Below are 12,549 nucleotides of genomic sequence, written 5' to 3'. Positions count from 1 at the left end.
TATATCTTCAGTTCAAACAACAAACTTCAACAAAATAGTATGGCTGCAAAGATTCCCGTTACGGTAATTACAGGTTTTCTTGGAAGCGGAAAAACAACGCTAATTCGTCACTTGCTGCAAAACAATGGCGGAAGACGAATTGCAGTCCTGGTGAATGAATTTGGCGAGTTGGGCATTGATGGAGAATTGCTCAAATCTTGTGAAGTGTGTCCAGAGGATGCGCCTGAATCTAACATTCCTGAATCTAACATTGTTGAACTGACGAATGGGTGTCTTTGCTGCACGGTGCAAGAAGAATTTTTACCAACCATGCTGGAGTTGCTGAAGCGGCGCGATCGCTTAGATTGCATTCTGGTCGAAACCTCTGGTCTTGCCTTGCCCAAACCGTTGATCAAAGCGTTTCGGTGGCATGAGATCCGCAATGCCGCCACGGTGGATGGTGTGATTACCGTTGTCGATTGCGAAGCAGTTTCATCAGGAACCTTAGCGAACGATCTCGACGCGATCGCAGCGCAACGTCAAGCTGATCCCAATCTTGATCACGAGACGCCGCTCTCGGAACTGTTTGAAGACCAACTTGCGTGTGCCGATTTGGTGATTTTGAACAAGACGGATTTAGTTGATCCCCAAGTCCAAGCCCAAGTGCGAGAACTCGTCGAGCAAGAACTTCCCAGAGCCGTCAAGATTGTCACGAATGGACGCCAAGGAGAAGGGCGGCTTGATCCCAGCTTGCTGTTGGGCTTCAACGCGGCGGTAGAAGACGATTTGGAGAGCCGTCCGAGCCATCATGATGCTGAAGAGGAGCATGATCACGATGACGACATTCAATCAACTCATATCGTTGTTGATTGTGCTTTCAACCCAGATAAACTAAAAGCGCAACTCGAAAAACTGGTTCAAGAACAGGAGATTTACCGAATTAAAGGGTTTGTAGTGGTTCCAAATAAATCGATGCGACTCGTGATGCAGGGCGTTGGGGCGCGATTTGAGCAATTCTATGATCGTCCTTGGAAAGCGGATGAACCTCGACAAACACGATTGGTTTTCATCGGACGAGATCTAGATACTACCAAGTTATCGTCTCGCCTGGTCGAACTTGCAGAACTCTAATTTAAATCGTTTCTCCGCACTCATCAACGAGATAGCAGAGAGAGCGGAACCGCAGCCCGACAAACTGTTCATAGAGAGGGTTAATTTTGCACATCGGCGGAATGTGAGCGATCGCGCGTCCAAACATGGTGATGTCGCGCTCGAACGGGCATTGGGCAGGGATCAGCTTGCAGAGCGTATGAGCCACCTTGCGATCGCGAATTTCAATCGAATCAAGCCACTGACGAATGGGTTTTAAAGGGTCGAAACCAGGTTTTTGTTGTAGAGAATAGGCTTGCATAGAAGTAGCTCCAAAAATTAGTTCAGATTCAGCCGAATGGCTTTTCTTTTCGTGTAGTGAAGACGACATTTTAAGGTGATTCCAAAGTGGATTTGGTCTGATCTGTAGAATGGTTTTCTCACTAATGGTTTTCTCACTACAAGATACCCATTTAAACCGACAATTCCGTAAATATTGAAAGGAGAAATCAATTGATTTTGTTTAAGCTTTGATGAAGCTAGAGGTTCAGTTAGGACAGCCCGAAAGTGTCATAGCCAAACCAACAAACTCCCTTTCTCAATTCCTACTTCTTCATACGCATGGCAGTTTCAGCTTATGCAGATTTCTAAGGCGACCTTGAAGCGAGAAGCCAAGAGGGATATATGAATTGCGGCTTTTTCTGACCTCTAATTACATTAAAAAGATCCCCAGTAGAAACACACAGTATCCACAAGGGGAGTTTTTTCTCTACTGTTTGCTAAAACTACTTCTCCAGATATTAACCATCAGGCAGAGCAAGCGAGTTCTTACACAATTTCCAAGTTTTTGTAGCTAAAACTACAGAATTTTCTGTGTAAAATTCAGGCTTTGACTATCAGAAATTGGTTTACTTCCATTGAGACGGCCCCGCTGGACCATAAGTTTCTATTTGTAGAGAATCAGCAGTAGGAATGAGACTTCGCGAATCACCAGTACGGTACAGTTGCAAATGGCTGTTTTTCGGAATCAGGTATGACAACAACGCTTCATCAGCAAATTCAGCAGTTCTACGATGCTTCGTCGGGTTTGTGGGAGCAGATCTGGGGCGAGCACATGCACCATGGCTACTACGGAGCCGATGGGCAACAGAAAAAAGAACGACGACAGGCACAGATTGACCTGATTGAAGAGCTTTTGACGTGGGCAACTGTGACTCACGCCTCAGACATTTTAGACGTAGGCTGCGGAATTGGCGGAAGCTCTCTCTATTTAGCCGAAAAGTTTGGCGCAACGGCAACCGGGATCACACTCAGCCCTGTGCAAGCCAATCGCGCCCGCGATCGCGCTCAAGAGGCAAGAATCACGGCTCATTTTCAAGTGGCAGATGCGTTGAATATGCCCTTTGCAGAGAACTCGTTTGATTTGGTTTGGTCGCTTGAGAGCGGAGAACACATGCCAGATAAAGCAAAGTTTTTGCAGGAGTGCTACCGAGTTTTAAAGCCAGGTGGAACATTCATCATGGCAACGTGGTGTCATCGGGCAACGTCTCAAACGCCGCTCACACCCGATGAAAAGAGTCACCTAGAAGACATTTATCGGGTTTACTGTCTGCCTCACGTCATTTCGTTGCCCGAATATGAGCAGATCGCGCAGGAGATTGGATTTAAGTCTCTGCGAACTGAAGATTGGTCAACGGCAGTAGCACCCTTCTGGGACATAGTGATTGACTCGGCGTTTAATTGGGATGCGATCGTGGGTTTAATTCGCTCTGGATGGACAACGATACAAGCGGCGTTATCACTAGGACTGATGCAGCGAGGCTACCAGCGGGGATTGATTAAGTTTGGCTTACTTTGCGGACAGAAGTAATGCGATTCTAGGTAGGGTTATTGAGAGTTTTATATAAATGAGCCAAATTTCATCAGCCAATCCCCTTCAGAAATATGCGCCGTGGCTCTACGCCTTCTGGAAATTCTCCCGCCCTCATACCATCATTGGAACGACGCTGAGCGTGTTGGGCATGTATCTGATCTCTCTAGGAGATTCTCTAGGTGATCAGTCCTTCCATCCCACTTCTGTTTTCATCCCCTTGCTTGCCTGTCTGTGCGGAAACGTTTATATCGTTGGATTAAATCAACTCGAAGACATCGGCATCGATCGGATCAACAAGCCTCACTTGCCTCTAGCGTCTGGAGAATTTTCGATTTGGCAAGGTCGAGCGATCGTCGGCACAACTGGAATTTTAGCGATCGCACTTGCCGCCTCTGGAAGTTTCTACCTGTTCGCGATGGTGGGATTAAGTCTCGCGATCGGGACAGCCTATTCGGTGCCTCCGATCCGACTGAAGCGGTTTCCGTTCTGGGCGTCTCTCTGCATCTTCAGCGTTCGGGGTGCGATCGTCAATTCAGGATTATTCTTGCACTTTAATCGGGGCTTTCCGATTCCAGCTAAGGTTTGGGCGTTGACGGCATTCGTTTTGGTGTTTACCTTTGCGATCGCGATTCTCAAAGATATTCCCGATGCCGATGGCGATCGGCAATACAACATCAGCACCTTTACCCTCAAGCTGGGACAGCGACCCGTGTTTAATCTGGCTCGACAAGTCGTGAGCGCTTGCTACTTGGGTGTGATTGCCGTCTCGCCCTTTCTAGCGGGTGTCAATCTACCATTCCTAATTCTGACTCATTTACTGGGCTTAGGTTTGCTATGGTGGCGGAGTCAGAAACTAGATCTGCAAGATAAGCAAGAAGTCGCCCGGTTCTATCAATTTGTGTGGAAACTGTTCTTCTTGGAATACCTGATTTTTCCAGCGGCGTGTTTATTGCGATAGGCTGTATTCCGTAGTCTGTCGGATGGCAGCATGGATTCAATCGGAAAGGTCTATTTGGTGGGTTCGGGTCCGGGGGACATCGGAAACCTCACTGTACGGGCGTATCAGCTTCTGCAGCAAGCAGAAGTGCTGGTGTATGATGCGCTGGTGGATGCTGAGTTTCTAGATCTGGTGCCAGAAGACTGCCTCAAGCTGAATGTCGGGAAACGGGGCGGACAGCCCAGCATGAAGCAGGGCGAGATCGATCAGCTCTTAGTAGAACACTGCCAGCAAGGTAAATTAGTGGTGCGCTTGAAAAGTGGCGATCCGTTTATCTTTGGACGAACGACATCGGAGATTCAAGCACTGAGATCCGCCGAGTGTGACTATGAAGTGATCCCCGGCATTTCTTCAGCCCTCGCTGCTCCGTTGCTGGCTGATATTCCTCTCACCGATCCCGTTTTGAGCCGGGGATTTGCCGTGATTACTGCCCATGAACCAGAGCGGGTCAACTGGCAAGCATTAGCGCAACTCGATACTGTAGTCGTGCTAATGGGCGGCAAACATTTGCCGATGATCGTCGAACAACTGCAACAACACGGCAAATCACCAGACACCGCGATCGCGATCATTCGCTGGGCCGCACACCCAAATCAAGAAATTTGGATCAGTAATTTAACGGAAATTCTGTCACATGTCACCCCCCAAAGTCTCTCGCCGTGTGTGATCGTAATTGGTGAAGTCGTTGGGTTACGCCCCTTCCTCACCCGACCCCATAAAATCAGGAATTCAGAACTGGAGGCAACTCCGTCTTCTGCCTCCGACTCTACATTCATCTCATCTCAACCTCAATTAAATCCTGAACCATCTGTGTCTACAACGCTCTCTGGTAAAACGATTCTCGTGACGCGCGCCGCAGGACAATCTGGGCACTTTAGTCGATTGCTCGAACAGCAGGGCGCTACGGTGATAGAAATGCCGACGCTCGAAATTGTCCCCCCTTCTAGCTGGGAAGAAATAGACGATGCGATCGCTCGCCTCAACGACTTCGATTGGCTCATTCTCACTTCGACCAATGCCGTCGATTATTTCTTCGATCGCTTAGGCTCTCAGCTTCAAGATGTGGGAGCGTTAACCAACATCAAAATTGCGGTGGTAGGGGAGAAAACAGCATTTAAGCTAAAGCAGCGAGGCATGCAGCCCGATTTTGTGCCGCCTGATTTCATTGCGGATGCCATGATTGTTAATTTTCCAGAATCGGTAGAGGGCAAAAAGCTGCTGTTTCCGAGAGTCGAGACAGGCGGGCGAGAGACGCTGGTGAAAGAATTCAAAGCACGGGGGGCTGAGATTACGGAAGTTGCCGCCTATCAGTCTGCCTGCCCGGAAGAGGCTGATCCCCACGCGATCGCAGCGCTGAAAAACCGCAAAGTTGATATCATCACATTTGCTAGTTCTAAAACCGTTAAACATTTCTGCGAATTGCTCGATCGCTCATTAGGTGAAGGGTGGAATACTTACTTAGAAAATGTTGGATTGGCATCCATTGGGCCGCAAACCTCAAAGACTTCTAAAGCACTACTCGGTCGCATTGATATTGAGGCACAGGAATATACGTTAGAAGGCTTGCTTAGCGCGATCGCGGCTTGGCTCGACAGTGATCCTCAGATTTAGTACTCATGTACTAAAAACTGTGTTATCCTCTAAGTTACCGAATGGGAAAGAGGAGCGGCATGAGTGTAGAGCAAACGACCCAATTGATCCAGCTAGTTCTCAATTCAGTACTCATGGTGTTGGCGTGTGCCTTTGTATTGGGCGGTTTATTGCTGCGTCGCAGCGTGTTAGAGAACCGCTTGCAAGCGACCAGCATCGAGTATTTTCAAATCTTGCACCGAATCAATCTTCCGCGCAGCACGTCCGGCGGAGCATTACAAACGAACCGCCTGCTATTTCTAAAGAAGCGATTGCGCCATCTGCAAAACCAGGTGAAGACTTCTCGTGCCAGTATTTTAGGGATCTACTACGCTCTAATCGTGTTTGCGGTGAGTGTGTTCTCGCTGTCAATTCGGAGTCTGATTAGCGCAGAATGGCTTGTTTCAGGATCAATGACGCTCTTTATCGTTGGCGTCGTGATGCTTTTGGTGAGTTTGGCATTGGTTGTGTTTGACCTGAACAAGTCGGAGAATCCATTGTGGCAAGACATGCGCGATACACTGACGCAAGGCAAAGCAGAGATTAGAAAATTTCGGGGGCGGCGAGTAACGCCTTTGAAGCCCCATCGGAACGTCAAGGCGAGTTAAGCTTGGGGCGCAATTACTGTCGCGATTTGGCCAGAGCGATCAACAACGACCCAACCCACTGATGGGTCAAGGTTGTCGGCGCTCTCGCTAATTTTAAAGGAATATTTTTCGCCCCTCGTGGTGATCGAAAAATCTGCCTTCTGAGACGGAGTTACCACGAATCCCCGATCTCTAAGACAAAACAGAACCCATCCTTTCAGCGTCTGGTTTGCCGGATTAAACGGAACGGGGGGACGATTAAACACATCTTGCATAACCTCAATCAACGGCATGGTGGCGATCTCCTAAAGTCTCTCTTCACTAGCCTAAACCGGAAGGGACGCCAGCAAACCTATAAGAAAGTTTGATACATTAATACTATACATCGATCGCAGGTCGTGCGTTTGTCCCCAATTGGGAATAAACGCCACATATAGGGTACGAGTTTAGAAAATTTTGTAGATATAGCGCGAATGATCGGTTACGCTTAGACTCATTCCTTCGCGTGGGTTGAGTGATTATGTCGTTTGTCGGTTTGCATATTCACAGTGACTATAGTTTGCTGGATGGCGCTAGTCAGCTTCCAGAACTGGTTGAGCGAGCGGTTGAGTTGGGAATGCCCGCGATCGCGCTGACTGACCACGGTGTGATGTATGGCGCAATCGAGCTGCTCAAGGTGACTCAAGGCAAGCTCAAACCGATCATTGGCAATGAGATGTACATCATCAACGGCGACATCACCAAGCAAGAACGCCGCCCCCGCTATCACCAAGTGGTTTTAGCAAAAAATACGATCGGTTATAAAAACCTAGTCAAACTGACGACGATTTCTAATCTTCAAGGCGTGCAAGGCAAAGGAATTTTCTCACGCCCTTGTGTGAATAAAGATCTTCTAGCGCAATATCACGAAGGCTTGATCGTCACGAGCGCTTGTTTAGGTGGTGAAGTACCGCAAGCAATTTTGCAAGGCAAACCCGAAATTGCTCGACGGGTCGCGCAGTGGTACAAAGAAGTTTTTGGTGACGATTATTATTTAGAAATTCAAGATCATGGGTTACACGAAGAACGCATCGTTAATCCTGAAATCATTAAAATTGCTCGCGAACTTGATATTAAAGTCATTGCTACGAACGATTCTCACTATATTTCCTGTTTTGATGTAGAAGCGCATGATGCCCTGTTGTGCATCCAAACCGGGAAGTTAATTTCAGAAGAAAAACGGCTGCGCTACACGGGAACCGAGTATTTGAAATCGGCAGATGAAATGCGGCTGCTGTTTCGCGATCATCTGACGCAAGATATTGTCGATGCTGCGATCGCAACCACGTTAGAGGTGGCGGACAAAGTCGAGGAATACCAAATTATGGGTGAACCCCGCCTACCTAACTACACGGTTCCTGACGGGTTTGCGCCAGATACCTACATGGAAAAAGTGGCTTGGGAGGGGTTATTACAACGTCAGAAAGTCACGTCTCGCGCTCAGATTAATGCCGTTTATCAAGAACGGTTTGTCTATGAACTGAACATGCTTCAGCAGATGGGATTCTCAACGTATTTTTTAGTCGTTTGGGATTACATCAAATACGCCAGAGACAATGGAATTCCGGTCGGTCCTGGACGCGGTTCGGCTGCCGGATCGCTCGTTGCTTACGCGCTTGGCATTACCAATATTGATCCAGTTCATCATGGCTTACTGTTCGAGCGATTTCTCAATCCTGAACGGAAATCCATGCCTGACGTGGATACTGATTTCTGTATCGACAGACGCGATGAAGTGATCAAATACGTTACTGAGAAATACGGCACAGAACGCGTTGCCCAAATTATCACCTACAACCGGATGGCCTCTAAAGCGGTGCTAAAAGATGTCGCGCGAGTGCTGAACGTGCCGTATGGTGAGAGCGATCGCATGACCAAGATGATCCCCACTGTGCGCGGCAAGCCGACCAAACTGAAGGTGATGATCTCCGACAAAACGCCAGCGCCAGAGTTTAGAGAAAAATATGAGAGCGGTGCGATCGTGCCTAACTCTTCTGTCACCTATCGAGATTGGATCGACACAGCGATCCGGATCGAAGGAACCAACAAAAGCGTCGGCATTCATGCGGCGGGTGTGGTGATTTCAGCCGATCCGCTCGATGAAATTGTGCCACTCCAGCGCAACGCCGATGGCGCAGTGTTCACGCAATACTTTATGGAAGATATTGAGTCGTTGGGTCTACTAAAGATGGACTTTTTGGGACTCAAAAATCTGACGATGATTCAAAAAACGGTTGAGCTGATTCAGCAAAGCCGTAATTTCAAACTCGACATCGATGAGTTGTCGCTCGACGATCCAGAAGTTTATAAACTTTTGGGCAGAGGCGAACTTGAAGGCATCTTCCAGCTTGAATCTTCTGGAATGCGGCAGGTCGTTCGCGATCTGAAACCCTCTGGAATTGAAGATATTTCTTCTATTCTTGCGCTTTATCGCCCCGGCCCGCTAGATGCAGGACTCATTCCCAGATTCATTAACCGTAAGCACGGGCGCGAACGAATTGATTATGCCGATGACATTCTGAAGCCGATTCTAAAAGAGACTTACGGAATTATGGTCTATCAAGAGCAAATCATGAAAATTGCTCAGGATATGGCGGGCTATTCTCTTGGTCAGGCAGATTTGCTGCGCCGGGCAATGGGTAAGAAGAAAAAAGCTGAGATGGAGAAACACCAAGCGATGTTTGTAGAGGGGGCAATCAAAAATAAGATTCCGCCTAAAGTCGCGGGCGAGCTGTTTGATCAGATGGTGCTGTTCGCCGAGTACTGTTTCAACAAATCCCACTCCACGGCTTATGGGTATGTCACTTACCAAACGGCTTACCTCAAAGCAAACTATCGCACCGAATACATGGCAGCGCTGCTGACGATCAACAGTGGCGATCAAGACAAGGTGCAGAGATACATTGGCACGTGTCTCAGTCTAGGCGTTCAGATTCAACCGCCGGATATTAACCGTTCTGGCGTGGACTTTACTCCCATTGGCGATCAAATTCTCTTCGGTTTATCGGCAGTGCGACATGTGGGGATGGGCGTGATCGAATCGATTTTGGAGGCGAGACGAGAGAAAGGGGCGTTTAAGTCATTGGCGGACTTGTGCGATCGCCTTGATCCCCGAACCGCAAACCGCCGTGCTTTAGAATCATTGATCCATTGCGGAGCCTTCGATCAGCTTTGCAACAATCGCCACCAGATGATCCAAGACCTCGAACTCTTGCTCGACTGGTCGCAGTCTCGTGCCCGCGATCGCGCCAGTGGTCAAGGTAGCCTGTTCGATCTGTTGGGTGGTGGCAGCACACCGCAATCGAGCTACGAACTTGCACCAAAAGCGCCACCTGTTGCCGATTATCCTCAGCAAGAAAAGCTGCGGCTCGAAAAAGAAGTACTAGGATTTTATATTTCGGATCACCCGCTCAAACATCTGCAAGAAACAGCAAAGATGCTGGCTCCGATTAATTTAGGAGATTTGAAAGACTGCAAAGAGGGATCGACCGTCAGCGCGATCGCGCTTGTCACCAATATTAAAGCGGTGACGACGAAAAAGGGCGATCGCATGGCAATTTTAACGATCGAAGACCTTACGGGCAGTTCTGAAGCGGTTGTCTTTCCTAAATCCTTTGAGCGGATTCAGCAGCATATCATTCCCGATGCACGACTGATGCTGTGGGGCAAAATTGATAGACGGGACGATCAGACGCAGTTCATTGTAGAAGATGCGGAACTCATTGAAACCGTGCGGATGGTCATGCTCGAACTTGAACCCCGAATCGCGACTGATGCTTCGGAGCAACATCGATTGAGAACGTTGTTGCGGCAATATCACGGCGAAGGCGATCGAGCCAAGGTTGCTGTGGTTGCGATCGTGGGGGCAAAGGCTCGGCGTCATGTGGTGCGGTTCGGCTCTCAGTTCCGAGTTCAAGACGAGCAAGCGACGGTGATGGCGTTAGAGAAAGCAGGCTTTAGAGCGAGCGTATCGTCACTTGTGGCGGGGTGAAATGACTGGAAGTTCCTCTCCTCTATGAGAGGAACTTAGGATGAGGGCGAAAGATGTTTGCAAAATTCTCAATCTAAACCCCAAAATAAAAAACCCCAGCCGAAGCCAGGGTGAATAATCAGGGTGCATCTACCATTCCACTATTCCCCAATGCAGAGACCTATCCGGACAATTCTGAATATTTTTCGAGATCATCTGCGCTTTTTGAGAATTGAGCTGATGTATCGTAGAAATCATGAGTGTGAGAATTTATGGCAATCGGTTACTAAAAACCCTTCCTGGACAAGAAACTCGCCCAACAGTAGCACGGGTTCGAGAAGCGCTCTTTAACATTTGGCAAGGCACGATTGACGGGTGTCGCTGGCTCGATCTGTGTGCGGGAAGTGGCTCAATGGGGGCAGAAGCGCTCTGTCGGGGAGCCGCGATCGCGGTTGGCATCGAGCAATCTAGTCGAGCCTGTGCGATCGTTGAGCAAAATTGGCAGCAGGTCGCTAAGCCAGAACAACAGTTTCAAGTATTGCGCGGTGATGTTGTTGATCGGTTGGAATCGCTGTCAGGGCAGTTTGATCGGATTTACTTTGACCCGCCCTATGCCAGTGGATTGTATGAGCCTGTGTTAAATGCGATCGCGCAATTTCAACGATTAGCGATCGGGGGTGAGATTGCCGTTGAACACAGTGCCGACCGTTCACAGTTAGCGATCGCAGGATTAGAGGTCGTTCGTCAAAAACGCTATGGCAACACCGCCCTGACGTTCTATCAACGCAAAGAAGAGTAGAATTTCAGTAGGAATGAATCACCCCTATGGCTCGACCTCTCCTAAAAATTGCCCTTTATTCGTCGTTCCTGCCGTTTTTGGTTCCTACACTAGCGGTTGCACTGCCACCTGCCGATGATCTACCTGAAGAAATCCTGCGAACCGAGATTATTACAGAGGCGCGATCGCCGCTAGATGGCGAACCCCTCACCGCCGCCGAGTACGCAAAGCTGGAAACTCAACTGCAAAGTTCGGTTCAACCGATCGATCCAAAAACGCAAGTTTCACCGAAAGTGCGACGAACGATCAATCTCCTTAGACTACGCAGGTTGATTAAAACAGTGTTTCCGTTTATTCCAATCAAATAGGAGTTAGGGCAACAAGAACATCTTGACTAAGCTACCGAGGGTACTCAAGATAGCCGGACCTAAACCATTACCACCTCTATCTTTGGGCGCTTTCTCAGGCGTTTTAAGCACGGTTATCACAGCTTGAGTCGATTGGGCTTGCGCTGTGTCTCCTTGGCGAGTAAACAGCGTTGAGGCGTACTCTAAATCTTGAATTGCACCGGACTGATCACCCAATTCCAGCCGAGCCATACCCCGTGCGAGTTGGGCAGGTGCAAAATCAGGCTGTCTTGCTAGTGTTTGATTGAAATTCTCGATCGCACGCTCGTATTGTTTCTTACTGCCCGCCTCAACCCCCCAACGGTAAAAATCGGTCGCATTTCCAGTCGTGGCAGATAGCCCGATCGCACCTTGTAGCAATGCATAGTCAAGGCGCGATCCGCTTAGATCGGTATCGACCAAATAAGCATTCCGCAGATCGACGCTGCTCAGGTTCGCTCCCGTTAATTTTGCCCCGCTCAAGTTCGCGCCATTCAAGGTTGCGCCGGTTAGGTTCGCACCGCTTAAATTTGCCCCAACAAGATTGGCTTGGCTTAGATTTGCGCCGGCAAGATTGGCTTGGCTTAAATTTGCGCCGCTTAACTGAGCAAACACTAATCCTGCTCTAGTCAAGTCACAATTTTGACATTGCTTTGTTGATAGCAACTTTTGAGTGTGTTCTAAATTCTCTGCTTGAACAGGAAGACAGATGCTGCTAGCTAGAAGGAGAACGGGTAACAAAGGCAATTTCATGAGTTTAGGGGTGAGGAACGTGTCTAACAAGTTTGGTGTGTTAAAACAAACTCTAGAATGCCCGTGGAAGTACTCTAGAACACCTCATAGTACTTGGATTTAGAAGTTGTGATTCAGAATTTGTGGCACGATCGTAGATATACGCACCTTCTGTCTAAGTTCTTATGCCTAAGAAACAAAAATTTCCCCATCTCGTCGGCTCCAAATGGACGGCGACGGAAAAGACCTGGGGATGGCGACATTTTCAAGTCGTGAATCGGAAAAATGAAGGTCAGTGGGTGTTTGCCGAAATGATTGCCGCGTGTGACCCAGCAGTTCGATTTTGGATGAACGCAAAGCTGCTCAAGAATCGAGATCAGTGGGAGGCGGGCTGGCGATCGCTAGAAGAAATTCAAGATTCAGAGTTGAAGAGAAGCTAGGTTGTGTTGATAATTGTGTGAAGTTGGGCTGAATAAGCTAAAACGCGATG

At 48.5% G+C, this 12,549-nt stretch carries 12 protein-coding genes; 9 read left to right on the top strand and 3 right to left on the bottom strand.

The window, feature by feature from the left end:
• Positions 1–39 precede the first annotated feature (39 nt).
• Entirely contained in the window at positions 40–1,110 is a 1,071-nt protein-coding gene (gene cobW / locus AC5I6P_RS10850; protein WP_495693772.1) for a cobalamin biosynthesis protein CobW, read from the top strand.
• A gap of 1 nt (position 1,111) precedes the next feature.
• Here the strand turns inward: cobW and AC5I6P_RS10845 are convergent, their stop codons facing one another.
• Positions 1,112–1,390 (bottom strand): Mo-dependent nitrogenase C-terminal domain-containing protein, encoded by a 279-nt coding sequence (locus tag AC5I6P_RS10845; RefSeq protein ID WP_495693771.1) that lies wholly within the window; start codon positions 1,388–1,390, stop codon positions 1,112–1,114.
• Positions 1,391–2,101: 711 nt separating this feature from the next.
• Here AC5I6P_RS10845 and AC5I6P_RS10840 point away from each other — a divergent pair.
• The 4 genes from AC5I6P_RS10840 to AC5I6P_RS10825 are packed head-to-tail and all read left to right on the top strand — an operon-like array spanning position 2,102 to position 6,175.
• Entirely contained in the window at positions 2,102–2,938 is an 837-nt protein-coding gene (locus tag AC5I6P_RS10840; RefSeq protein WP_495693770.1) for a methyltransferase domain-containing protein, read from the top strand.
• A gap of 37 nt (positions 2,939–2,975) precedes the next feature.
• Positions 2,976–3,899, top strand: a complete 924-nt coding sequence (locus AC5I6P_RS10835) for a homogentisate phytyltransferase (protein WP_495693769.1) — start codon at positions 2,976–2,978, stop codon at positions 3,897–3,899.
• 30 nt (positions 3,900–3,929) lie between these two features.
• Positions 3,930–5,549 carry a uroporphyrinogen-III C-methyltransferase gene (gene cobA, locus AC5I6P_RS10830; RefSeq protein WP_495693768.1) on the top strand — a complete coding sequence of 540 codons (1,620 nt, stop codon included), beginning with the start codon at positions 3,930–3,932 and terminating at the stop codon, positions 5,547–5,549.
• 59 nt (positions 5,550–5,608) lie between these two features.
• Positions 5,609–6,175 carry a DUF2721 domain-containing protein gene (locus AC5I6P_RS10825; RefSeq protein ID WP_495693767.1) on the top strand — a complete coding sequence of 189 codons (567 nt, stop codon included), beginning with the start codon at positions 5,609–5,611 and terminating at the stop codon, positions 6,173–6,175.
• Here the strand turns inward: AC5I6P_RS10825 and AC5I6P_RS10820 are convergent.
• Positions 6,172–6,447 carry a hypothetical protein gene (locus AC5I6P_RS10820; RefSeq protein WP_495693766.1) on the bottom strand — a complete coding sequence of 92 codons (276 nt, stop codon included), beginning with the start codon at positions 6,445–6,447 and terminating at the stop codon, positions 6,172–6,174. The genes AC5I6P_RS10825 and AC5I6P_RS10820 overlap by 4 nt on opposite strands.
• A 227-nt stretch (positions 6,448–6,674) precedes the next feature.
• Here AC5I6P_RS10820 and AC5I6P_RS10815 point away from each other — a divergent pair, with 227 nt between their 5' ends.
• The 3 genes from AC5I6P_RS10815 (at position 6,675) to AC5I6P_RS10805 (ending at position 11,309) form a co-directional block, all read left to right on the top strand.
• Complete coding sequence (locus tag AC5I6P_RS10815; RefSeq protein ID WP_495693765.1) at positions 6,675–10,184, top strand: DNA polymerase III subunit alpha; 3,510 nt, start codon at positions 6,675–6,677, stop codon at positions 10,182–10,184.
• Positions 10,185–10,419: 235 nt separating this feature from the next.
• Complete coding sequence (rsmD, locus tag AC5I6P_RS10810; protein ID WP_495693764.1) at positions 10,420–10,962, top strand: 16S rRNA (guanine(966)-N(2))-methyltransferase RsmD; 543 nt, start codon at positions 10,420–10,422, stop codon at positions 10,960–10,962.
• A gap of 26 nt (positions 10,963–10,988) precedes the next feature.
• A complete protein-coding gene (locus AC5I6P_RS10805; protein WP_495693763.1) occupies positions 10,989–11,309 on the top strand; it encodes a hypothetical protein in 321 nt (106 codons plus the stop codon).
• A 3-nt stretch (positions 11,310–11,312) separates the two neighbouring features.
• Here AC5I6P_RS10805 and AC5I6P_RS10800 read toward each other — a convergent pair whose 3' ends face one another.
• On the bottom strand, positions 11,313–12,080 hold the full coding sequence (locus tag AC5I6P_RS10800; RefSeq protein ID WP_495693762.1) for a pentapeptide repeat-containing protein: 768 nt from the start codon (positions 12,078–12,080) through the stop codon (positions 11,313–11,315).
• A 164-nt stretch (positions 12,081–12,244) separates the two neighbouring features.
• On the opposite strand from AC5I6P_RS10800, the gene AC5I6P_RS10795 reads away from it, so the two are divergent.
• On the top strand, positions 12,245–12,499 hold the full coding sequence (locus AC5I6P_RS10795) for a TIGR02450 family Trp-rich protein (protein WP_495693761.1): 255 nt from the start codon (positions 12,245–12,247) through the stop codon (positions 12,497–12,499).
• Positions 12,500–12,549: the final 50 nt, after the last annotated feature.

The sequence above is a fragment of the Myxacorys sp. genome (assembly GCF_059501405.1).
This window is presented reverse-complemented; position numbering and strand designations above follow the sequence as displayed.